Source organism: Parabacteroides caeci, from assembly GCF_023656795.1.
In the GTDB taxonomy this organism is placed as follows: Bacteria; Bacteroidota; Bacteroidia; order Bacteroidales; family Tannerellaceae; genus Parabacteroides; species Parabacteroides segnis.
The window spans coordinates 56,669-77,857 of sequence record NZ_JAMOKT010000034.1 but is presented as its reverse complement, the minus strand read 5'-3'; the positions used below and the strand labels follow the sequence as shown (position 1 = coordinate 77,857).

Genomic DNA, 21,189 nt, shown 5'->3' with positions numbered 1-21,189 from the left:
TTAAAAAATTAATAATAAAGCATAGGTAGACATCCTAAAATATGTTACCCAAAAAACACACAACTAACTGTTCGCAAGTTAAATACAATTATTATACAACATAAATTGAAAGCTAACATATGGTGTCAAATTCATAATCCATTAGAACCGTATCGCTTATGACTATAGAAGAGATAAGAGACATTCCAATCGCCGTTTTTCTGGCACGGATGGGATATGAACCGGCAAGAAGACGGGGGGATGAATATTGGTATCTGGCCCCGTACCGGGAGGAGCGCACCGCCTCGTTCCAGTTGAATGTCCGTAAGGATATATGGCATGACTTCGGTACCGGACAGGGAGGCGACATATTCACCCTTGCGGGGGAGTTTATCGGCAGCGGGGATTTCAAGGCGCAGGCCAGGTTCATCACAGGGATATGGGGCGGTCTTGCTCCCGAACACAAGACCGTTTCCCGTTCCGGGGAAAATGACAGGGAGGATTCCCATAGGCAGGAAAGTTTCACGAAGGTACAGTCCGGACCGCTGCACAACAGCGTCCTGCTCCGTTATCTGGCGGAACGTGGCATTAGCGGTGATGTGGCTATGCCGAACTGCAAGGAGATCAGGTACACCTTGCACGGGAAGCGGTATTTCGCCATCGGTTTCAGGAATGTCAGCGGTGGGTACGAGGTGCGCAACCGCTTTTTTAAGGCCAGTCTCTCTCCGAAAGACATTTCGCTGATGGACAACGGTTCGGATACTTGCAATCTCTTCGAGGGGTTTATCGACTGCCTCTCGTGGATGCAACTCGAATTGGGATGTGGCGACGACTATCTCGTACTGAACTCGGTGGCATTGCTGGAACGCTCGTTCCCCGTTCTTGACAGATATGAGAGAGTCAACTGTTACCTGGACCGGGACGAAGCCGGACGGCGCACGCTGGAGGCGCTCCGCAAACGCTATGCGGATAAAATAGTGGACTGTTCCTCTTTGTACAAAGGATACAAGGATCTGAACGAATACCTGCAGAACAAGTTTCTGTAAAAATAGAATTAAGTATAACGTATTAAAATCTGATTGAATATGAATGCATTGAATAAAAAAAGAGAATTGGCCGGAATGATGGCAATCCTGTTCCTGGGTCTGGCGGCTTGTCTGTTGTCCGCCTGCAATGATGAAATGGATGTACAGCAGTCCTATCCGTTCAAGGTGGAGACCCTGCCTGTCCCCACACGTATTGTGAAAGGTGAGACGGTGGAAATACGGTGTGAACTCAAACGTGAAGGACGGTTTTCCGATGCCCGCTACACCATCCGATATTTCCAGCCGGACGGCAAGGGTACACTCCGTATGGATGACGGGATGGTGTTGCTGCCCAATGACCGCTATCCCCTTGACAGGGAGGTGTTCAGGCTATACTACACTTCTGAAAGCGAGAACCAGCAGACGATAGACATCTATTTCGAGGACAACAGCGAACCGGCACAGATTTGCCAATTGACTTTTGATTTCAACAACGAGGCGGAGGACGAGGATTCCGTCGTGACTGCGGATAGCAAGGAATTGCCGGTCACAATTGTCGGACACTAAGCCGGTCCTGCCTATGATGAAGTTAAAAGCAATATGGTTTGCGGTGCTTTCCATCACGGTCTTTTTTCCGGGTATGCCGTCGAGGGCGGAGAATCCGATAAAGGCAAGTCCGGACAGGTTCAGTATTGCGGTCGAGTGTGTCAAGCGATTCGAGGGTTGGCATGGAGAGAAAAAGCATTGGCCTTATGTCGGGTGGGGGCACAAAGTTCTTCCCGGGGAGAGGTTTACCAACAGTATTACAAAAGCACAAGGTGATTCCATTCTGAGAGCAGACCTCCGTAAGTTGTGCCGTATGTTCAGTTATCTGGGACGTGATTCTTTGATCGTTAGTGTTCTTGCGTATAATGTGGGCTGTTCCCGTATCAAAGGGTATGGAAAAATACCCAAGAGCCGGCTGTTGAAAAAACTGGAGTCGGGTGACCGCGATATCTATAAGGAATATGTCTCCTTCAGATGCTACAAGGGGAAAGTGGTTCCGAGCATCGAACGGAGAAGGAAAGTGGAATATATGCTGCTTTTTGAGAAGTAAATGAAAAAGGGAGAATCTTTCAGTTGTTTTCGACTGTCAGGTTCTCCCTTATGCGTATTGTCGGAATCAGGCCATTTGTGCGGCTTGTATGTCAGCTTACCGGAACGGCATCCTGTACTTCAGCTGCTTCCGGCAGATGGGAAAGCAGTAGTTCCGCCATTGCTCCGTTTTGTGGAATCAGTGCCGGGAAGTCCGTTTTTCCGGGCTTGTATATCTCTGTGGCTATATTGTATAGCTCCCAAGCGGTAATCTGCCCTTTGGTCATAGCCAGTTTAAGCACCTCTTCCGTGAATATAGAAATTTGCCCTTGGTTCAGAGGATAGGTTTCCACGGAGGATGACAGATTCCTGTCCGAACTGTCGTGGGAGACGCGCAACGCGGTCAACAGACCTATATACATATAGATTTCCTCCATAGATATAACCCGGCGTTTCAGCCGTTGTATGCGTTCGATGTCCTCGTTCATGTTCACCTCGAAATTGGCAAGCCAGCCGTCCACGGTTTCGAACACCTCTTCCGTCGAGACTTTCTTCTTGCCGTAATTGCAGACACTTCGCTCGGGTGAAAGGATACACTGGTTATGACAGATTAGCACGCAGGGACCTATGGCTGCCTGTATGCCGTCCTGGTGGTAGGCGACGACCAATGTTGTGGTCAGTTCGTCCGTCTCCCAGTCCTTGATCCGGATGGTGGCGAAGATACGGCGCAGGATGTGCGCTTCCACGGCTTTTTCGCCATGTGTCTGTTCCACCTGCGGAAGGATGCTTACTCCCGGCTGCGTCTTGTTCCTGTTCTGGGCCGCGAAGATTTCCTCCACCTCATAGTCGAGATTGTATTTCTCGCAGATGTCCATCATGCGCCGGATGACCTGGTAATGGTAGATACCTTGCACCGGGTTGTTGTAGATGTCGTTTTCCTTGTAGGTACGCTGAAGCGTCTCGAAGTTCATCACTTCAATTCCGTTTTTCTGGAAGTCAAACTGCTGTTGTCTTTCCATTACTGCCAATGTCGTTTCCATAATCTTGAATTTTATGAAGTTAATACTGTCGTTTGTCTTTTATCAGGTGTGTATCTGCCATCCGTGGAACGGTTGTAGTGTTACGGCAAAAGAGCGGTCCGGTATTCCGTGATAGAGCAGACCGCCCACGATGCCTGTCCTTCCGTCGGGATAACATTGTGTAAAGCCGAACGAGTACGGGGCATGGTCATAGTAGAGTGAGATTTCGCAGGGATGGTCGGGATTTTCTTCCCAGCTCTTCAACCGCTCCAGGCATTTTTGGAGCGAGGTGTCACCGATGGATTCGGCATAACGCTTTACATTCTCGAAATGTTCTTCATTCAGGATTTTCATGACTTTTGAATTTTATCTGTTAAACACGTCCGGCTCCGGGAGCCGGTATTTTTATTTCTCGCCTGCCAGACTGTCCCGTGATCGTACCCGCAAGGTTTGGCGAAAGAAAATACCGCAGCCGTCAGGCGAGGATGATTTTCTTTCAGCCAACCCCGCAAGGGGCCTGACCTTGACAGGGTACACCGGACACGGGACTACCTTTGCAGGGTGGGAAATAAAATACACGGTAGTGTGCTTTGCATGGTCTGTGGCGATTCTCTTCCTGATTTGTTCGCCATTGCCGGACAAAAGATGTATTTTTGCAATTCTAATTTCAGTTTTATGGAAAACTATATAAAGAAAGCGGCGGATGCTTTCCTTGTGGAGCGTCCGTACGGTATGCGTGTGGATTACAGGAAGAAAGGATTCGTGCTGTTTAACCGTAACCTCAATGTGTTGGGAAATGCGGAACAGACCCGTCTGGAAGAACTGCCTCTGGAGCGGTTCAATGTGGAGGAGATTCCGTTGGAGGGTGAAGTCGTGGAGGAACACTCAGGATTTACCGATGTATTCTTCTATACCGATCTGACCAATCCCTATGCCGGATATGTACTGAATTTGCAAAAGCTTAAAGCCTATAACCGGTTGATGTTTCCGCTGGCAATGGCGCTGAACCGTGAATTGTGAGGCCGGAAGCCGGTAGCGGTAACATCTGCATGGAGCAGACCGTTACCGCCCCGGATTTAATTATTTGCCCTCTTTTTCTGTAATGAACGCCAGATAGGCGGACACGGCCTTATGGCATCCGGTAAAGTCCGGAGTCCGGCAGCCCTTGATTTTCCGGAAACTGACGGTGCCGTTCCTGTCAATGCCCCTCACATGCCTGTTGAATGTCCCTTTGGTTCTGATATGGATGTCAAAACCGTCCCTTCCGGTGATTTCAACGAACATTTCTCCCGTGATCCGTTCCCCGTCCAGGAATTTCTCTTTCTGTTCATTGAGTAGCCGCTGATGTTGCTCTTCCTGCACTCTGCGCTCTTCCGCCTCTTTCTCCTTCTGCTCCCTGCGTTTCTGCTCCTGTATTCTTTTATATTCCTCACGGGCTTGCACCAGGGAAGTGGTGTCAAGTCCGAGAGCCTCGAACACGCGAACGGAGATCAAATTGACGAAGGCTCCTCTTTCCGCACTTTGAAGCGTATCCGCAATCCAGTTCCTGCAATAGGTGGCGGCTTCCTCTCTGCAATCTTCTCCCTTGAGAAACCGGCGTGAATACTGCCCGCTGGAAAAATAAACGTTTTCAATCCGGCAGACCACATGGAAACAGTCATCGTCTTCATTCCCGTCTTCGTTCTTTCTTGACAGGGAGAGATATACATTCTTCGCATACGGCTCCAGTTCCATATAAGAAGCCACGACGGTATTCCCGTCAGACTTGTACTTGAACACTTTTGCTTTCATTGTTACATTTTTTTTGATTGTCCGTTCATATAATCCGTAATTCTCATTTCCAGTTCATCGTATATCCGGTTGAACAGTTCCTGGTACTCTTCCAGAAAAGCCCCGTCCGTATCGCACATGTCTTCGAGTGTCTTTCCATTTGCACGGCACAGCTCCGTATCGGCCAGCTCACAGACAATCTCGCTGAGCATCGAGCGGTCCTTGTCTTCGGGAAGCAGCCCTCCTTTTTTCAGAAGGCAGTAGTTACGGATATTGATTCGCAAATACAGGTCCGCCTCTTTCCACCGTCCATCGGGAAAAAGAGAGAATGCCTGTTTCAGTCCGTCGGGCTGTCCGCCCCACCATTCGTTCAAATTGTTCGGTTCCATATTGATAAGTTTAATTGATTACTGTCTGTTTGGTTTGCCATTGCCGATGGGCGGTGATGTATTCCTGTCGTTCCTTCTCCAGTAACGCTTCTGCTTCGGGAGTGTAGCCGATAAAACGAATGTAACCGCCGTTATAGCCTGTAAGCTTGCACCGAATACCGGCTTTCTCCAATTTGTCGATCCGTTTCTGAGCCAGTTTCGCGCTTGAATAATCCTTCGGCCAGAAATAATGCTCTCCGTGTGAGCCGTAATGGTCTTCTCCGAATATCATTTCGCCGGAATGCCTCCTGTGCTCGATAAAATCAAAGCGGGCTGTGCCCAACGCCTGCCTGATGGCCTTGTGTGCCGGACCTTCGGGATGCTTGAACACTTCCGGCTTGTCCTTCCCCTTACAGTCAAGTTTCGGCAGTTCCACCTTGTAAGGCTTCCGGTAACTCCCTATAGCCAATGTCAGGTAGAAATTGGTATGGAAATAATCCGTCATCGCATCGCTGTCATCGAAGTTGTATGACATGACAAAGTCACAGACATTCAGCATCACCTCCTTGGCACGGTCTGTAAGATCGGGGTTTCGCTCTATGTTGTAGTGGTTGATATGATCCTGTACTTTGCCGGATTCCCTGGTGAACGCCTCAAAGTCCGCGCTCATCAGTTTGATGTAAATGGAATTGTAGTTCTCCCGTCTGACGGAGAACTTATATCTCGGATAGATTTCCTTTAGCCAAGTTCTCACAAGTTCTACGATTTCAGGGGCATGTTGCCCTTTGTAGTTGCGACCTTTCCAACGGTATTCATTATACACGTACTCGGTATATTCCTTTGCCGTGGCACCCGAATAGTCATGTTCATACCCGGTTGATGCGGCAGAGACATCCGGTTTGTCTTTCCAGACTTCAAAAAGCCTTTCAAACTCGGTGTTCACCTGTTGCATGATGGCAGTGTCGCCACCCTTGTCCGGGTGGTGCTGCAATGCCAGACGGCGGTATTCCTTCTTCAGGTCCGCCAATGAATGTATGTTATGAAAATAAGCCATAGCTATAGGTATTTATGCCCCTGCGAGGCGGTTGATAAAATATTCCTGGTTGTCAAGGTCAAGTCCGAGGTTGCTGCACGCCATTTCGATGTCATCTTCCCTCAGGTCGTCCGCCTCCTGCAACTCGCGCAGGTACCGGATTTCAGAATCCAAGTATTCCTGCGCTTCCATATGGCTGCAACTGCATGAGTTGCTAATCTGTTCAATGATGTTAATCTGCATATTATTCGTTTTTTTTTTTTTACCTGTTGTAAATTTCCCGTTTATGTTCGTAGTCCCGGCTGTTCCACCATTGGTCTGCCGCATCAATGAATGTCTGCGTGTTTTCGGAAGGCGGAGAGTCACAGACTTTCAACCCTGTGATTTGTTCCTTTGTTTCAAAACCGCACGACTCCCACCAGCCCTGCATCTTTTGTGTGAACTCCGCCTTAGTACAGAAAAAGACCTGAACGCCACATTCTTCGCACCATTTCCCATCGCACCACAGCCCGTTATTGTCATCATGCACATAGCTGATACGTTCATCCGTATTGGCGTTTATCCATGCTTGGATTTCCAACTGCCGTGAACCGCATTCTTTACAGACAAGGATGTCGGAATCGTCCGGCTCTTTTCTGAAAGCCCTGCCGTCATAGAGTGTAACGGCACGTTCCACGAGCAATTTCTGGTTGTTTTCCGATAACTCGGCAAAGAACCGTTCCGCCGCGCCGAATATGGACTTGTCCGCCAATGCGGACCATTTATCCCAGAAGTGCCGGTACATATCTCCAAATACGGCCTTGCATTCTTCCTTGCTCCAGGCGTTCCACATATAGTAGAAGAAGCTGGAGACTGCGTTTTCCGCTTGATATTTCATTGTTCTTCAGTTTGTGGTTCTACTTTTTTGCTCTCTTCCAGTTGCTGCCATACAGCCTCATACATTCCGGAAAGCCAGTCGATGTTACTGGCTCCGAGTTCGAACGGGCTGTAACATTCCACTTCATCACCGCTTTCTTTCTCTTCGGCAAGGACGGTCAGGCTGCTGTCCGTTACCCGGAGTCCTGTCACCCTGCATTCGTAGGGGTCTCCGTTCTTGCCAAACCATATCACCCAGACCGGGTCATAATCCTCTTCCGGAAACCGTATCGCGTTCATGGCATGGTCATGGAGCAACTGCCGTATCGCTTCGATGATGTCTTTTCGCAGTTCTTCGATCCTGTCTCCGAACACCGACATGGGGGATTTCCCGCCTCGCTGCCTTACGGAGAGAACCTGCAAGTCCGGATGACAACCGAACTTCCAGTCCGTCACTTCATCGTCATCCCGCGTTGTGTGGATGTTGCCGCCCAATACCAGACCGCAGTCTTCCGCCACCATGCTTTCCGCTTCTTCACGGTCTTCCGCCACCACTGTGTAAGTACCCTCGAAGATGTACCTTACTTTTACATCGTATTTTTCCATAATCTTCTATGATTTGATTGTTGATTAGTTGATTTTATCAGGATACAATGCGAACCGCATCTCCGAAAAAGGAGTCGTCCACCCCATATACATGCCGGACCGAACAGTCATATTTGGAACGTTCGTCATCCAGCCGGAAGCGGAAACCATGATAGTCCTTGACTTCCAATTTCAGCTTTACGTCCCGTTTCAGTTCCATTTCAAGCAGGCTTCCACCACCATACGTCGAACTGAAAAGTCCGCAACAGTTGCCTTTGGGGATAATGACCTCTTTCAATGAAAAGTCGGCTTCATACAGCTCTTTCAGGCTTACCCTGCCGATGTAAGTCAGCAGGTTCGCCCCGCAGCAGGAATTGATAAGTTCCTCGTAGAATTGTTCGTAGGAAACCTGCTCCTTGCCGTTCCGGTTCTTACGGTTCGGGAAACGCCCGTAAGCCCTGTAGCCGTGCTCTGTCAAGATTTTCTTTACTCTCGCCGGATTGAGGTTCAGGCTGTCCACCATGTCCCCGAAGTAGGATTCCTCGTACCTGTAACCGCCTTGCGATTCAAACCAGTTGGAGTTGATGCAGTCATAGTTGGAAAGCATCTCCACACGGATAGGAATGTCGTCCGTGTGCCTTACCAATTCCTTCACCACGTCCGAATCGTTGCGGCTGTAAATCTCGTCACGGATTTCATCTTCGTATTCATCGAAGAAGTCATCGACCGCTTCCCCGTCAAAGTCATGGAATACGGCACATTCCTCTTTCAGTTTCGCAATAATCTCACGGACAGCTTCCCATTCGGCATCGCTGTACCACTCGTCTGCCTTTTCCCACAAATGTTCGCGGCTCTTGCTGTCAAGGCATTTTTGAATCAGTCCGCAATGATTGTCAAGATTGTCATTGTAGTCCGTCCATATTAGTGTATAGGCCGGTTCCATCAGGGATTTGATGAAATCCAATGTCAATGTTTTCTGTTCATCCATTTCTGTTACCTGTGTACGGCAGGATTCCTTTTCCCGTACATACCGTTATAAATGACGGAAGCGGCCTTCAAGCCGCCTCCGTGTTGTTTCCTAACCATACAGTTCCTTCACGATCTTGTCATATATTTCCTTTGCCATTTCCGTATTCCGGTTGAAGTGGAAATAAGCCGTGTATCTGTATCCTGTTCTTGGCACTCCTCCGCACTGCTGTATTGCCCTGTCTATCTCCCAGTCGATATCACCTATGCCAAGAGATATGCTTGTGCCATGCAGCATACACCGTGCGAGTTTCAATGCGGAATCTGTCTTGTCTTCCTTGCGCAACCGGTCGAAAGCCATCAGCGCGATTTGTCTGTTTGAAATCTTTATCTCTTCCATATATTTTGCATCTGTTTGGGTCAGACAATCCCGGTAAGTTGCCTGAATCGCGCAACTATTTCATTGCATTTGCTTTGGGCAAGTTCCTCATATTTTTTGCAAATGGCACAGTATGCCTTCCAAGGTTGGCCTCTAAGCTCGTGCTCGTATGAGGACCTGACCAATTCCGGATATTCTTCAAAAAGTGTCTTGAATGCTTTACGCCATTTGCGCCCTTGCCACAATCCGTTTGCTATCAATGTTATGAATTCAAACATCTGTTCGTCTGTTTTCACATCCAATGCATAAAAATGGTCTGTTGTCGGCCACACGTTGTTGGAATGCTGCCAAGTTTCTATCTGCTTGGTTTTGGCATTGTATGCCATTCTTGTAATTACCTGGTGACTCATATTGATATGTTTTTAGTTCATTACCGTATTGTCTCTTTTCCTGTCACGGCTTGCCAGCATCCCGAAATGGATGCTGAATATGCGCCGGCTGAAGCAGAGCGGCGAGTTGTATTCCACCCGTTGCCACAGGGTAAAGTGGTTGTCGGAGAATGACCATCTGAAATATCCTGACAACGAGCCGAATAGCGGATTGGCATTCCTGTTTATCAGGAACCTGTTCACATCCACGATGTGCCCTGCCGTCAGGAGAATGTTCAGTATCTCCACAAACGCCATTTGCGAATAGGGGTCAACCGGCATTACCGGTCCTTTGAAGTTGATTTCCATCTTGTATATGTTTATACGCTTTAATCGTAATTGTCATCGAATACCTCGAAGCGGGGAATACCCGTGTCGAAATAGTTGCTTGATATGCCCGGATAGTACAGCAGGCTGTCATCCCCGCTGTCCGGGCAAGGCTCATCGTCGATATAGGCCGCATTTCCATAAAGTTCGATATAGTGCGCCACCAGCAGGTGCGGGTCTTCCGTACTGATGTCATGCCCGTAACGGTCACACCAGTCGAAGAAGCAATCCTTGTCGGGTTCCTCCAGCTGTTCCATCGCCTCCCTTATCTCGAAGAAGTTGGAACACAGCCATTCCCGGTTGATGAGCAGGTCCGGGATTTCCTCCCATCTCGTGTACCTGTATTCCGGAGTTTCCTCTTCGGGAAACAGTTCGGAGCAGGTGCACAGGAATTCCCCCATGTCGCCGAAGTCGGACATTTGCAGCAGGTTGTCTTTTTCCTGCCCCATGTCTATGAGATGCTGCGTGGTCACTGCCACTTCTGCCTGATTCAAGTCCATGATATTCTTCATTATAGTTTATGATTCGGAACCGGGGATTTCATTCCACAGGCTCCAAAAGGTCCGCACCCCGGCAGTGCAGGGTTTTTCGGGATAATACCGGAGCCTCCGGCGAGGATGATTTTCCCGAAAACCGCTTGCGGCATGACCTTGCCCTGCCGGTAAGGGGGCGGGCTACCTTTGCCTGTGGAATGGAATCTGCGGTTTCTCATTTGTTTTTCCATTTTTCAGTTCATGATGCGCTGGCTTCCCCAGCTGATGTGTATCTTGCCTTCGCTGTCCCGTTCCCTGACCAGCAGGCTCTCGATGACGGACATGGTGACGTCGAACTCCTCGAAGATTTCCGACTGTTCCTTTACTTCGCCCGTCTTGATGAACTCGTTCAGCCGCTCTTTGGTAAGCACCAGCGCCATCAGGTTCTGCTCCACGGAGTCCTTGTAGGTGACATAATGCACGTCCTTCAGCTCTTTGGAGTCGAGACGGATGAAACGGAAGTAGAACTGCTCCATCTTCGGGATGTTCCATTGCAGGGATTCAAGTATCACGTCGTTGCAGGTGGGTATGTTCACCGAACTGCTCAGGCTCTGCTGCGTGCATACCAGTATGCCGTTGATGGTGGAATCGAACTCCGTCACGATGCTTTGCCGTTTCTTGAACGCCACGTCGCCCTTGACCACAAATACGGGACGGTCAGGAAAACATTCGCGAAGACGGCTCTCGTAAAGGTCGAATGCGGCTATGGACGTGCAGCCGACAGCCACCTTGCCGGGTATCTTCCGTACCAGCCTTTCGATGTACCTTGTCTTGTTCGGAATCCCGTCTCCGGAATAGCCCTCTATCAGGTGTGGGACGGAGCAGGCCTTGATGAGCAGCTTGATCTGGCGCATAAGCCGGAGTCCGGCATCCTTCTTTGCATCCCCCGTGCTGTTGTAATACAGTTCGCAGATGCGGCAGAACTCCTCGATGATGACACGGTAAACCTCACGCTCGCCGTCGGACGGGCTGACGGTATGTGTCCGTATCTTGTATTTCTCTCCTGCAAAGTCCCTGAACTTGCGTGTAATGACGGTCTTCCCGATAAGGCCGGCCAGCTCCTCCTTGTTATAGACATCCTGGTTCTGCTTCTCAATGCCGAACACGGTGGATTTCCCCGGACAGTGGCAGGCACGGAAAAGCACATGCCCCCTGAAAGCGGGGAACGGCTCACCATAGTGCGGATTGTTATCTTCCTCTATCTCCTTGTCCCTGTTCTCGTGGTACACACGACTGCTCCAACAGACCATGTTTATGGAATTGTTATATAACAGCTCAAACTGGCTGTACAGTTCGGCGATGTTGTTGCGTGTGGTCGTACCGGTGTCGAGTATCTTGTATTTGAGGCGGCGGAAGAGACCGAGGATATGCCTTGTACGTTGTGACGACGGGTTGGTTATCTCGTCCGACTCGTCGAAAACAAGGCACAGTTTTCTTGAACTGCGTTTGACAAACCTTGCCATGCCCCGTTTCAGCTTGCCGAGCATGGAGGTGGATAGGACGATGAACACGCCTTCCGGCACAGCTTCCAGGTCGGCATTGTTCCTTGCCACCCGGAACTGTTCCCTGTTTATCGAGAGGAAGGGTATCCATGTCATATTGGTGGCGATGGCAGGAGCCAGTATGATGACATTCCGTACTTTGCGGAATTTGAGCAGGTATTTGGCACGATGGTACACGGCGGCTGTCTTGCCAGAGCCTTGCTGCCAGTTCAGCAGCGCGTGGCGTTTCTGCAAGACGAGGTTCAGGTCGTGTTTCTGGAGCGTGGTAAACTCGCAGGTCTCGCCGTCCTTGTTGATGAATGCACACCGGTCCAGGTATTCTTTCAGCCTGCCATCTTCCTCCATTTCCGGGAACTGCCGGTTCTGCATTTCGTACTCTCTCCGCTTGCGTCGGATCAGTTTCTCCGCCGCACGGATTTGGTGCATGTTCTTTTCTGTCGGCACTTCCGGCATGGGCAGTTCAGTACGTTCCAGCACGAGGTCGTTGATACTTGCCGCCTTGTGCGGAACTTTGTCAAGGAGTCGCGGAGCATATTGTTTCAGTTTGAAGCCGTATGAGGTCTTCACCAATGCCACTTCCTTGCGAGGTACGGTATTTTGCGAGGTGATGTACCTGCGGATGACGGCAAGCACTTTCTTCGGGGTCAGTTTGTTCTTCTCCCATTGCTCCACCTGCTCCCGCGTGGCGTTCTCAGGCGGTTTCTGGTTACGGAACTTCGTGACCAACGCTTCCGCCTTGTCTATATGTTTGTTCAACTTGGCGTGCGCCTTCAGCTCGTACATGTACTTGGCAAGTTTGTACTCGAACAGCTCAAGTTCTTCCTTGTTGATCCGGTTGGTTTCGCGCATCAGGTCGAAACGCAACCGGTGTTTCATCGCCCTTGCCTCGCCGATGCGCTTTTTCAGCTCGTCCGCCGTTATGAATTCTTCCGCGTTGTAAGCCTGCATCTTGATGTGGCCCGATTTACGGAGAAATACCATGATTTTCGTATTGAAGTCATGGACTCCGACTGCGGCAAAGGCTGACGGGCCCAACTTCGTCTGACCGACAAATGAGAATCTGCCGTTTATACCGGCTATCCGTGTCTTCTCCCAGAACCCGCTCTGCATGAAGGAACAGGGCACGATGACCATCAGGATTCCTGCCGGATTGAGCACATCGTAAGCCTTGTCCATATAGTATTCCTGCGACAGTTTGTAGTCGAACTTCAAGTTAAAAGGAGGATTGCCGATGATAACATCGAAACGTTGTTCCGGATAGTATTGCCGGATGTCGCATTTCTCGATATGGGCTTCCGGGTAGAGGTATCGTGCGACAGACACGGCCTTGCCGTCTATGTCGAAGCCGTAGGCATTATGCGGGTTGGGCAGATGGTTGAAGAAATTGCCCATACCGCAACACATGTCAAGAACCATTTCGGATGAGACAGGACACAGCATATCCACCATGTCCCGGCATATTTCATGCGGGGTGAAGAACTGTCCCATCTCGAACTCCTTCTTCGCTTCGGCATACTCGTGGTAGCTGGCAAAGTCGGACTGTTTGAGGTTGTGCAGCCCTCCGATACCGGTATAGCAGTTGTAGATGCTCTCCGCCGGAATGAGGTTCTTGCCGGAGTCTATGGCGAAAAGTATCTTCTCGTTGACTTCGGCACGCATACCTTGCGGTATCTGTTGGGGGATGATGGTATACATGACTTTATCTGTTTATCGTTAAAAATGAAAACACCCCGCAAGGATTGCCTTACGGGGTGCTGTGTAAATCTTATCATGGTCAGTTTTCTCTTAGGGTGATTTCATCCAGATGCAGACGCTTGAAACAACTTTCGGCTGCCGCACTGTCCTTGAACCGGACATCGATACGTCCGTTCTTGTAGAATCGGATTTGCTCGGCATTGGTGGTCGTAAGGTCGTACCAGTCTGTGACAGAAATGTCGTTGTCATCAAAACGGATAATCATCTTTGAATTTCCATTCAGTATGTCATCCGCACCGTAGGCAATGCCGGCACACAGGGTTTCCAGTTCTCCGCCGTAGTTGTAGGAGATTCTGTTCCTTTGGTTGTATTGCATGGAAAAATCGTCGAAACGGATGATTTCGGGAAAGATTATCTTGTCCTTCTTCAACTCCGTCTTGACTTTGCTCCAGTATGCCGGTCTGACAACTTTGCTCAGGCGTGCGAGCAGTTCTTCCACGGCCGTTTCCCGGAAACTCTTGCCGCCCAAGTGTTCGATGACTACATCTACATATGTGTCATAAACAGGACGGAAGCCCATCGGAAGGGTCTTTTCGTCTATTTTATACTCAGGAACCGACACTTTGTAAGTCCTGTTGAAATAAGAAATGATGCGGTTCGCAAAATTCGCGTTGGCGTTTCGGTTCTTATCTACCAGATCGTTAATCAGGTCAAACGGTTTGAACTCGTTGTGTGAATAGTCTTCCCTGTCGTTATGGTAAGTGTAGAAATCACGCATGGAAACCTTGCCGTTTTCTTCGTAATGGAACTTACGTTCGGCTTGGTATTGTTCGGCTTCTTCCTTGAAGACGGCGTACCAGCGGTCAATCTGGTCGAGTGTCTTGTAAAGCAGGTTTTGCTGCGTCTGGCAATAGACACGGTCCTGTTCCGTAATCTTGTCCTCGTTTCTCACTTGTACGCTCAGAATGCCTTGAAGCAGGTCGGGAGCGTTGCCGGCCTTGGGTGCTGTTGTCGTTTGCATATCTGTTAGGGTTAAATGTTAAAAATTATCCGGTTTAATCCGGTAGAAATAAGTGATGTGCTTTTCCATGTCCTTGACTATCTTGACCTGCTCGGGATGGAAGTTGAGCTTTCGCTCTACGGCAGGGATTTTTATCTTTTCCCATTCGGCGGAAGGTAAGAACACATATTCCCGACGGAAACACCATAACACGATTTGATTATCCCAATTTCCCTTGAACACCGTTCCTTCGTAGTCCTTCAGGAACTGCCGGAACTCGGCTTCGTCCCGAAAAGCGATGTCAAAGCCTTGATAGAGATTGCCGTTTTCCGATTCCTCCCTTTTGTGTAGGTAGAACTTCCGGTAGGTCTCGGTCGTGAAATCTCCATACCTGGGATTGGGTTCGGCATAAAACCATAACGGTACCTTAGCCAGAAATGACACCGAACCGTTGGCGCAAGCACCGCAATGCCCCCAGTCCTTGAACACCCCTTCCGTCCATTTCAGGAATTTCAGTTCCTCCGGATTCACGGAATGGAATGCGCCTCCGCTGACACTCAGACGGATATTGCCGTCCTCTTCCCACACGAAAGGCACATACGGCTGTTCGCATACGGAAAGATATCCTTCTTTTGCATTCCTGCTGTCAATAAGGGCGTTTCCGTAATAATCCCCGTGTTCGGTTACATATACCAGCCTGTCTCCGATTTGCGGTGTAATCTTAGAGCATGTCCGCTCAATGAGTTCCACATAACTGTTGGCCATATCCACATCTTCCTGTGTCAGCCAATGCTGGTGGTCGTATGAAACATTCCGCTCTCTGAGTGTTTCGATACTGTACTTTTCTTTTGTTACCTGCTGTGACATAACAATTTATTTTTAGTGATCCGGCTTTTCGGGGCCGGAGTTCCCGTAACTACAGGCCATAAAAGGTCGTGTCCCGTACATGCAAGGTTGGCGGGAAAAATACCGCAAGCCCTCCGGGCGAGGATGATTTTTCCACGACACCCGGAGGGCTTGACCTTGCTTGTACGAGCAGGACACGGGTTACCTTTGCCTGTGAGTTACGGGGATTCGGCTACGGTATGGCTGTCATGTCCGCTGTATATGTTTCTTGAAATGACCGTGATATTTTATGCCCGAAAATTACCGGCAATCACGAAAAAATGCTACCTTTGCATCAAGAAAAAAGAGTTATTTGAAAGCATGAGGAATATAGTGATTCTAAACAGCTTGGAATTTTCTTATCCGTTGCCCGTTCTCATGCGAGTTTTCTACAAAGCGTTGATAATCAAATAAGATACTTCAGATTACAACAAATATAACAAATCAATGAGGCGTTGTCAAGAGATAGTTACGGTAAAATGGATGAAAGGTGAGATATTCAGTATAAACGGCTGGATATAAAAATCCCCTGTCTGCACGAAGAGACAGGGGATTACTTGGAATTTATTTATCTGGTAGCGTATAAAGTAAGGATAATCGGTCGTTTTTTAATGAAACCTGTATCCGGAAGTTGTCGAAGGTATAGAGAGTATTCAATGTTTCTCCGTCTACGTCGATTTCTTCTCCGGAGGCATCGGCTTCCTGCAAGGAGGCCTCTTCCAGCAACGTTGTTGCCCAATAACGATGGATCGGCAGCAGACGTTCGTAGGATATGCATACATTTTTTTCTAAATTGAAGCGATAGGATACTTCGAATAAGCGGCCCAGCTCATCTTCTTCTTGGCAAGTCAGGGTGAAAAGCGTATCCGTTTGTTTGCTGTCTTCTATACGTTCTTTATTTTCTGAGATGTAAAGAAGAATATCCTTATCCGTTTTATTCAGCCACGTTTGGGAGAAAAGAGCCTGGCTGCCCAAGAGCAGCAACAGGCTTATAAGTAATCTATTCCACATAAAATTTTGCGTTTAAAGGGGTCGACTTGGATGAGTTTCCGGCAAACAGGAAGAATTTTCCAGGCTCTACCACAAACTCATTCTTATTATTATACATACCGTAAGCACGGCGGTTCACTTTGAATGTAACCGTTTTTTCTTCACCCGGTTCCAGTGCGACACGTTCGAAGCCGCATAACTCTTTTTCAAAACGGGAGATGGAAGATGTCTCGTCATTCAGATAAAGCTGCACGACTTCATCCCCTTTTACCGAACCTGTATTTTTCACTTTACAAGTAACGGTCAGAGTGTCTCCGTCCGCGATTTTTGTGGCAGACGGTTGAAGGTCGCTGATTTCGAAAGTGGTATAACTCAGTCCGTAACCGAACGGATAGAGTTCGCCGTCTACGCGGGCAAAGCCTTTGCCGGTGGCATTCGGTTTGAAAGGGAAAGCCCAGGGGATTTGTCCGACTGACTTCGGGAAAGTCGTGGATAGTTTACCGCCGGGATTATAATCACCGAATAATACTTCGGCTACGGCCTGACCGGAAAATTCTCCCGGATACCAGGCTTCGACGATGGCCGGTAGGTTGGCATCTTCCCAGTTCAGTGTAACCGGACGTCCGTTGAACAGTACCAGTACGACCGGAGTTCCGGTGGCTTGTACGGCGCGGACCAGTTCTTTTTGTCTGCCTGATAAATCCAGGTTCACACGGCTTCTGGATTCACCGATCGTACGGAAATCGTCTCCTACATATATAATAGCAACTTCGGCTTTTTTAGCAACCTCTACAGCTTCGTCGATTTCTTCTTTTTCCTTATCGCTCAGTTCGAAGTACATCACATCACTTTGCGGGAAATTTTTATCCCTGACATTACACCCTTTGGCATACATCAGGTTTACATTTTCTCCCAGCAGGTTCTTCAGACCTTGCAGGCCGGTTATCACATTCGGATTATGAGAACCGTAGCGGGAAGTTAGTGATTTGACTTCGTCTGCTTGCGGACCGATTACTGCAATGTTTTTGAGGGTTTTCGACAGCGGGAGGGTGTTGTTCTCATTTTTCAAAAGAACGATGGATTCGCGGGCGGCACGCAGAGACACTTCCCGGTTCTTGTCGCTGTTTACGATTTTATCGGCAAGTTTGGTGTCTTTTACATACGGCTCGTCGAAAAGCCCTAACCAGAATTTTACATAGAGTACTTCACGGACGCGCTGATCCAGGGTACTTTCTTCTACCAGTCCTTTTTGTAAAGCCCTTCTCAACGCTTCGATGAATACTTCCGATTGCTCAAAGAAGGTGCGGACGTTCAATCCGGCGTTCAGTTCACTGGCAACCGCTTCTTCTTCGGTATCTACGATATGGTAGAATTTTACGTTTTTGTCGATTGCCCAACTGTCGGAAACGACATAGCCTTTGAACCCCCATTGGTTACGCAACAGTTCAGTCATCAGATAGTGGCTGGCGCTGACCGGAGTCCCGTTATAATCGTTATGTGAACACATCGTTCCCAAAGCGCCTGCCTCCTGGAAAGCGATGCGGAACGGTTCCAGATGCAGTTCGTGTACTTCCTGCGGAGAGGCATGAGGATCGGTTCGTGAGTAGCAGTCGCGACCACCGCCCGGTATGCCGTAGATAGCAAAGTGTTTCGGTGTTGAAACAACCCGGTTGCTTTGGATACCCAATACTTGCTGGCGTCCTAATTCTCCTGCCAGGTAAGAGTCTTCGCCGTAACTTTCTACGGTACGTCCCCAGCGGGGATCGCGGGACAGGTCGAGGATAGGGGAATAGACGTTGGTATATCCCAATGCTTTGGCTTCTTCACCGGTAATGCGTCCGATTTCGTAGATAAGTTCTTTATCCCAGGTACAACCCTGTCCGATCTGGGCGGGGAAGAAGGTGGACTTTTCATGTTTCAGTCCGCGTATACCTTCGTTTGTCAGGTCGGCGGGAATACCCAGGCGTGTCTCTTCTACGAAAAAGGCCTGTACTTTGTTCATTGCTTCAGCGTGGTTGGAGTAAGGAAAATCAAGGGAGGTGCGTTTCCATTCTCCGTTGAGGTGCTCGTCGATATTACCGATACCGTCTTTCCAGATACGGGTTTTCCATTCATCGGTAGGCAGTGTATCTTTAAGGACGGCTCCGTATCCATAGATCGTTCCCAGCTGACAGGTCTTTTCCTCGATTGTCATTTGTTTAAGAAGATCTTCCACCCGTTTGTCAATAGGTTGCGAAGGATCTTCATATATATCCTTCTTTCCGTTTTTGTTGAAATCAATCCAACCTTTCTGATATATTTTCTTCTGATTTTTGGGGGCATCAGGCTTTGATGCTTGTAAACTGCTTGTGTTTGCATTCAGCAAAGGGAGCAGTCCGAAAGACAGGCAAAAAAGCAGTTGCCTGGTTAATGTGTTGTTTATATTCATGATTATTCTATTATATATGCAAATTATATGCAAATTATATGCAAATTATATGCAAAACCTATTCAATAACATACCAATTGTATCCTTTTGCCGGTATTGTGATGGGGATTGTAACGGAATAGTCACGTTCCAATACATATACCTGTACATTCTGATCCTGTTCCTTTACAGTCACTTTGTCGGTCAGTCCGGTGTAATAAAGAGGAATTTTGATCTCTTTGCGGATGGGAACATCCAGCGGGTTATACACCGAGATGAATCCTTTCTGTTTCAATGAAGGATTAACGTGCATGATGCCGTCCCAGTCCTGTCCGTCGGGACGGCGCAGGTGGATGATATCGGAATCGAGTATCTGACGGTATTTCTTATAGAAAGTAACCCATTGGTTGACCAGTTCTTTGGTCGCATCCGTATCGTAGAGGCGCGGACCACGGTAACAGGCTTGCACACCGGCCCCGAAGAGGTTCCGGAGACGTGTTTCGTAATGGTCGAGGTGTTCGTTCAACGGTTCGATTGTGGCCGCTTCGCCTCCTCCGTGATATTGGGTGAGGGGAACGAACATGAAGCCCATGCTGGGTGTTTTCTGCCAGGTTCCGTCATAGATATTCTGTCGTTCGATAATTTCCTGATAGGCGCGAGGCAACGACCAGTTAGTCTCTACATATCCCATCGGTGTTTTATTGGAGCCGCTCAGGAAATACCAGTCGGGAACGTTCAGATAAACCCCGTTTGCCCGACACCAGCGATAGAATTGGTTGATTTTCTTCCACTGTTGCCACTGGGAGTCGAGATAGCCTTTGTGGCCGCTGTGTGAAGTGGAGGCGCAAGGGTCGCCGGGATATGAACCGTCGTTTTCGAAGACATTCATTCCGGTGGTGGTGAAGAAGTTCTGTAATTTACGGAAGTAGGTGTCTCCCCAATCGGATGCGATACAGGGAGATATGCCAAAGCGGCTGCCTTCTTCGCGTGTTTTGGCCGGTTTTCCGGTTTTATGACTGATTGCAGCGTCTTGTTCTTTAGCTCCGCGGCTTGCCAGCAGGGAGTAACCGCCGATGGCAATACCTTTCTTTGCTGCATAGTCGCTGAGTTCTTTCATCCGTTGCAGATAGGCGGCTGAGTCATTTTCGATTTTGAATCCGCTACCGAAGGTCATAATCACCATTTCGAAACCAACGGCGGCACATTGATCGATGGCTTGCTTCACCGCTTCGCTGTCCGATTGGCGGACGTGCATGAAGATAGGGTTCTCCTGTGTCCAGGGAGCCATCATACGCCAGAATTTACATTCAGCCAGTCCGCGTCGTTCCCGGTCGCTGGCATCACGTAGCATTTCGAAAGCAGTGCAGGATTCAAAGGTGTCGCCGGGTTTGATTTCCAAGCCGGGACCGAGTAGGGGAGTGACTTCCAGACGTGCCGGCTTATATTGACCATAATAGCGAATGCCGGTAAATTCGTATTCCGGATGATCGAAAACCCAACGGACAGCCGGATTGTCTTTCATCGCTTCCATATCACCGCCCATGGCATAGTCGGTTACGACGAACAGTTGGGTGAAGCGGTCGATATAATCGCGTGGCGCATCGGTTTGCACGGGTTGTTTACGGAAATCTTTTGTGTAAGCGCCTGCTTCCTGCGCCATCATGCGGACTTCATGCGGTTCGCCGTAATGTACTTTCGGAGCCGTTTCGACCAAAGCAAGTATTTCTGACTTGAAAGAATCGAGTGTAACAGGCATTGTCCCTTTATTGTCAATCTCGATCCATTTGGCCAGGATAGGGGTACCGTCGTACAGTTCATAAATGACACGTATTTTCAGGTCTTTACATTCCTGAGGGGCAGTTGCCGGAGCCTGGTAATTGAAGGTGATCCGTTTTCCCGGGGCAGGCCAGGGGTATAAGTTGGATATCCATTGGCTGTTGGGTTTCCAGGGGAAACGTTCTTTACTTTCGCTTATCTGATAATCAACCAACATGAATGCTGAATCGCAAGCCTGCATATTGTTGATAAATTCTTCTGTCAGGAAGTTATTGACCGGCTGTCCGGTCAGGCCTCCGACAGGATATTCTTTTCCGTTGATGACAAGTAAGGCTTCGGGACGGACGGCACGCAGCTCGTTTTGCCCGGTCATCAGGTTGTCAAGGGCGATGGTCGCTGCATTGGGGGCAAGCAGGAATGTACGGCGAAGGAGGCCGTTCGTTAATTCGAGACGTTTCCCTTCATGGGTTGTTTGTGCTGTCGATTTGTAAGGGGAACCGTCTATTAGCCAATCCTGGGCGGATGAGCTGAGGGTAGAGGAAATGTATGAGAAAATTATTAATAGTAGGTATCTCATGATCTGATGTTTTCTT

At 48.9% G+C, this 21,189-nt stretch carries 24 protein-coding genes; 4 read left to right on the top strand and 20 right to left on the bottom strand.

The window, feature by feature from the left end; all coding sequences use genetic code 11:
• Positions 1 to 158: 158 nt before the first annotated feature.
• Genes NBH15_RS16955 through NBH15_RS16945 form a run of 3 tightly spaced genes read left to right on the top strand, consistent with a single transcriptional unit; the run spans position 159 to position 2,100 of the window.
• On the top strand, positions 159 to 1,025 hold the full coding sequence (locus tag NBH15_RS16955; RefSeq protein WP_005832125.1) for a DUF8464 domain-containing protein: 867 nt from the start codon (positions 159 to 161) through the stop codon (positions 1,023 to 1,025).
• Positions 1,026 to 1,064: 39 nt separating this feature from the next.
• The gene (locus NBH15_RS16950; RefSeq protein WP_005832123.1) at positions 1,065 to 1,571 is read left to right on the top strand and encodes a DUF3872 domain-containing protein; all 507 of its coding nucleotides are present in this window, start codon (positions 1,065 to 1,067) and stop codon (positions 1,569 to 1,571) included.
• A 13-nt stretch (positions 1,572 to 1,584) separates the two neighbouring features.
• Positions 1,585 to 2,100, top strand: a complete 516-nt coding sequence (locus NBH15_RS16945; RefSeq protein ID WP_005832121.1) for a glycoside hydrolase family protein — start codon at positions 1,585 to 1,587, stop codon at positions 2,098 to 2,100.
• 91 nt (positions 2,101 to 2,191) lie between these two features.
• Here NBH15_RS16945 and NBH15_RS16940 read toward each other — a convergent pair whose 3' ends face one another.
• A complete protein-coding gene (locus NBH15_RS16940) occupies positions 2,192 to 3,118 on the bottom strand; it encodes a hypothetical protein (protein WP_005832118.1) in 927 nt (308 codons plus the stop codon).
• 42 nt (positions 3,119 to 3,160) lie between these two features.
• Positions 3,161 to 3,451, bottom strand: a complete 291-nt coding sequence (locus NBH15_RS16935) for a DUF4120 family protein (protein WP_005832116.1) — start codon at positions 3,449 to 3,451, stop codon at positions 3,161 to 3,163.
• Between the two features lie 321 nt (positions 3,452 to 3,772).
• On the opposite strand from NBH15_RS16935, the gene NBH15_RS16930 reads away from it, so the two are divergent.
• A complete protein-coding gene (locus NBH15_RS16930) occupies positions 3,773 to 4,117 on the top strand; it encodes a hypothetical protein (protein ID WP_008777488.1) in 345 nt (114 codons plus the stop codon).
• A gap of 60 nt (positions 4,118 to 4,177) precedes the next feature.
• Here the strand turns inward: NBH15_RS16930 and NBH15_RS16925 are convergent, their stop codons facing one another.
• From NBH15_RS16925 to NBH15_RS16840, 18 genes are all read right to left on the bottom strand, one after another.
• On the bottom strand, positions 4,178 to 4,888 hold the full coding sequence (locus NBH15_RS16925; protein WP_005832111.1) for a hypothetical protein: 711 nt from the start codon (positions 4,886 to 4,888) through the stop codon (positions 4,178 to 4,180).
• A gap of 2 nt (positions 4,889 to 4,890) precedes the next feature.
• Positions 4,891 to 5,256: a hypothetical protein gene (locus NBH15_RS16920; RefSeq protein ID WP_005647131.1), complete on the bottom strand. Its 366-nt coding sequence runs from the start codon at positions 5,254 to 5,256 to the stop codon at positions 4,891 to 4,893.
• Positions 5,257 to 5,266: 10 nt separating this feature from the next.
• On the bottom strand, positions 5,267 to 6,289 hold the full coding sequence (locus NBH15_RS16915; RefSeq protein WP_005832109.1) for an LPD29 domain-containing protein: 1,023 nt from the start codon (positions 6,287 to 6,289) through the stop codon (positions 5,267 to 5,269).
• A 12-nt stretch (positions 6,290 to 6,301) separates the two neighbouring features.
• On the bottom strand, positions 6,302 to 6,511 hold the full coding sequence (locus tag NBH15_RS16910; protein ID WP_005647134.1) for a hypothetical protein: 210 nt from the start codon (positions 6,509 to 6,511) through the stop codon (positions 6,302 to 6,304).
• A gap of 19 nt (positions 6,512 to 6,530) precedes the next feature.
• Complete coding sequence (locus tag NBH15_RS16905) at positions 6,531 to 7,145, bottom strand: hypothetical protein (protein ID WP_195996445.1); 615 nt, start codon at positions 7,143 to 7,145, stop codon at positions 6,531 to 6,533.
• Entirely contained in the window at positions 7,142 to 7,729 is a 588-nt protein-coding gene (locus NBH15_RS16900) for a hypothetical protein (RefSeq protein WP_005832105.1), read from the bottom strand. The genes NBH15_RS16905 and NBH15_RS16900 overlap by 4 nt, the downstream gene beginning before the upstream one ends.
• A 37-nt stretch (positions 7,730 to 7,766) precedes the next feature.
• Positions 7,767 to 8,696, bottom strand: coding sequence for a hypothetical protein (locus NBH15_RS16895; RefSeq protein WP_005832104.1), 930 nt, complete (start codon positions 8,694 to 8,696; stop codon positions 7,767 to 7,769).
• Between the two features lie 90 nt (positions 8,697 to 8,786).
• A complete protein-coding gene (locus NBH15_RS16890; protein WP_005647140.1) occupies positions 8,787 to 9,074 on the bottom strand; it encodes a hypothetical protein in 288 nt (95 codons plus the stop codon).
• A gap of 20 nt (positions 9,075 to 9,094) precedes the next feature.
• Positions 9,095 to 9,463 (bottom strand): hypothetical protein, encoded by a 369-nt coding sequence (locus NBH15_RS16885; protein WP_005647142.1) that lies wholly within the window; start codon positions 9,461 to 9,463, stop codon positions 9,095 to 9,097.
• Positions 9,464 to 9,475: 12 nt separating this feature from the next.
• Positions 9,476 to 9,790: a DUF8466 domain-containing protein gene (locus tag NBH15_RS16880; protein ID WP_005647143.1), complete on the bottom strand. Its 315-nt coding sequence runs from the start codon at positions 9,788 to 9,790 to the stop codon at positions 9,476 to 9,478.
• A gap of 20 nt (positions 9,791 to 9,810) precedes the next feature.
• The gene (locus NBH15_RS16875; RefSeq protein ID WP_009276377.1) at positions 9,811 to 10,308 is read right to left on the bottom strand and encodes a hypothetical protein; all 498 of its coding nucleotides are present in this window, start codon (positions 10,306 to 10,308) and stop codon (positions 9,811 to 9,813) included.
• 11 nt (positions 10,309 to 10,319) lie between these two features.
• On the bottom strand, positions 10,320 to 10,520 hold the full coding sequence (locus NBH15_RS16870; protein WP_005832102.1) for a hypothetical protein: 201 nt from the start codon (positions 10,518 to 10,520) through the stop codon (positions 10,320 to 10,322).
• A 15-nt stretch (positions 10,521 to 10,535) separates the two neighbouring features.
• Positions 10,536 to 13,538 carry an N-6 DNA methylase gene (locus NBH15_RS16865; RefSeq protein ID WP_122141347.1) on the bottom strand — a complete coding sequence of 1,001 codons (3,003 nt, stop codon included), beginning with the start codon at positions 13,536 to 13,538 and terminating at the stop codon, positions 10,536 to 10,538.
• A gap of 79 nt (positions 13,539 to 13,617) precedes the next feature.
• Complete coding sequence (locus NBH15_RS16860) at positions 13,618 to 14,559, bottom strand: hypothetical protein (protein ID WP_005832100.1); 942 nt, start codon at positions 14,557 to 14,559, stop codon at positions 13,618 to 13,620.
• Positions 14,560 to 14,577: 18 nt separating this feature from the next.
• Complete coding sequence (locus NBH15_RS16855; protein WP_122264682.1) at positions 14,578 to 15,405, bottom strand: DUF4121 family protein; 828 nt, start codon at positions 15,403 to 15,405, stop codon at positions 14,578 to 14,580.
• 582 nt (positions 15,406 to 15,987) lie between these two features.
• The gene (locus NBH15_RS16850; protein WP_046146644.1) at positions 15,988 to 16,434 is read right to left on the bottom strand and encodes a hypothetical protein; all 447 of its coding nucleotides are present in this window, start codon (positions 16,432 to 16,434) and stop codon (positions 15,988 to 15,990) included.
• A complete protein-coding gene (locus NBH15_RS16845; protein WP_250823129.1) occupies positions 16,424 to 18,841 on the bottom strand; it encodes a glycoside hydrolase family 3 C-terminal domain-containing protein in 2,418 nt (805 codons plus the stop codon). The genes NBH15_RS16850 and NBH15_RS16845 overlap by 11 nt, the downstream gene beginning before the upstream one ends.
• Before the next feature lie 58 nt (positions 18,842 to 18,899).
• Positions 18,900 to 21,173, bottom strand: coding sequence for an IolE/MocC family protein (locus tag NBH15_RS16840; RefSeq protein WP_244051257.1), 2,274 nt, complete (start codon positions 21,171 to 21,173; stop codon positions 18,900 to 18,902).
• Positions 21,174 to 21,189 lie beyond the last annotated feature (16 nt).

Excerpts from the sequence above, each read along its gene's own strand:
- NBH15_RS16955 (WP_005832125.1), top strand. The coding sequence starts at position 159 with ATGACTATAGAAGAGATAAGAGACATTCCAATCGCCGTTTTTCTGGCA.
- NBH15_RS16950 (WP_005832123.1), top strand. The coding sequence starts at position 1,065 with ATGAATGCATTGAATAAAAAAAGAGAATTGGCCGGAATGATGGCAATC.
- NBH15_RS16945 (WP_005832121.1), top strand. The coding sequence starts at position 1,585 with ATGATGAAGTTAAAAGCAATATGGTTTGCGGTGCTTTCCATCACGGTC.
- NBH15_RS16940 (WP_005832118.1), bottom strand. The coding sequence starts at position 3,118 with ATGGAAACGACATTGGCAGTAATGGAAAGACAACAGCAGTTTGACTTC.
- NBH15_RS16935 (WP_005832116.1), bottom strand. The coding sequence starts at position 3,451 with ATGAAAATCCTGAATGAAGAACATTTCGAGAATGTAAAGCGTTATGCC.
- NBH15_RS16930 (WP_008777488.1), top strand. The coding sequence starts at position 3,773 with ATGGAAAACTATATAAAGAAAGCGGCGGATGCTTTCCTTGTGGAGCGT.
- NBH15_RS16925 (WP_005832111.1), bottom strand. The coding sequence starts at position 4,888 with ATGAAAGCAAAAGTGTTCAAGTACAAGTCTGACGGGAATACCGTCGTG.
- NBH15_RS16920 (WP_005647131.1), bottom strand. The coding sequence starts at position 5,256 with ATGGAACCGAACAATTTGAACGAATGGTGGGGCGGACAGCCCGACGGA.
- NBH15_RS16915 (WP_005832109.1), bottom strand. The coding sequence starts at position 6,289 with ATGGCTTATTTTCATAACATACATTCATTGGCGGACCTGAAGAAGGAA.
- NBH15_RS16910 (WP_005647134.1), bottom strand. The coding sequence starts at position 6,511 with ATGCAGATTAACATCATTGAACAGATTAGCAACTCATGCAGTTGCAGC.
- NBH15_RS16905 (WP_195996445.1), bottom strand. The coding sequence starts at position 7,145 with ATGAAATATCAAGCGGAAAACGCAGTCTCCAGCTTCTTCTACTATATG.
- NBH15_RS16900 (WP_005832105.1), bottom strand. The coding sequence starts at position 7,729 with ATGGAAAAATACGATGTAAAAGTAAGGTACATCTTCGAGGGTACTTAC.
- NBH15_RS16895 (WP_005832104.1), bottom strand. The coding sequence starts at position 8,696 with ATGGATGAACAGAAAACATTGACATTGGATTTCATCAAATCCCTGATG.
- NBH15_RS16890 (WP_005647140.1), bottom strand. The coding sequence starts at position 9,074 with ATGGAAGAGATAAAGATTTCAAACAGACAAATCGCGCTGATGGCTTTC.
- NBH15_RS16885 (WP_005647142.1), bottom strand. The coding sequence starts at position 9,463 with ATGAGTCACCAGGTAATTACAAGAATGGCATACAATGCCAAAACCAAG.
- NBH15_RS16880 (WP_005647143.1), bottom strand. The coding sequence starts at position 9,790 with ATGGAAATCAACTTCAAAGGACCGGTAATGCCGGTTGACCCCTATTCG.
- NBH15_RS16875 (WP_009276377.1), bottom strand. The coding sequence starts at position 10,308 with ATGGACTTGAATCAGGCAGAAGTGGCAGTGACCACGCAGCATCTCATA.
- NBH15_RS16870 (WP_005832102.1), bottom strand. The coding sequence starts at position 10,520 with ATGAGAAACCGCAGATTCCATTCCACAGGCAAAGGTAGCCCGCCCCCT.
- NBH15_RS16865 (WP_122141347.1), bottom strand. The coding sequence starts at position 13,538 with ATGTATACCATCATCCCCCAACAGATACCGCAAGGTATGCGTGCCGAA.
- NBH15_RS16860 (WP_005832100.1), bottom strand. The coding sequence starts at position 14,559 with ATGCAAACGACAACAGCACCCAAGGCCGGCAACGCTCCCGACCTGCTT.
- NBH15_RS16855 (WP_122264682.1), bottom strand. The coding sequence starts at position 15,405 with ATGTCACAGCAGGTAACAAAAGAAAAGTACAGTATCGAAACACTCAGA.
- NBH15_RS16850 (WP_046146644.1), bottom strand. The coding sequence starts at position 16,434 with ATGTGGAATAGATTACTTATAAGCCTGTTGCTGCTCTTGGGCAGCCAG.
- NBH15_RS16845 (WP_250823129.1), bottom strand. The coding sequence starts at position 18,841 with ATGAATATAAACAACACATTAACCAGGCAACTGCTTTTTTGCCTGTCT.
- NBH15_RS16840 (WP_244051257.1), bottom strand. The coding sequence starts at position 21,173 with ATGAGATACCTACTATTAATAATTTTCTCATACATTTCCTCTACCCTC.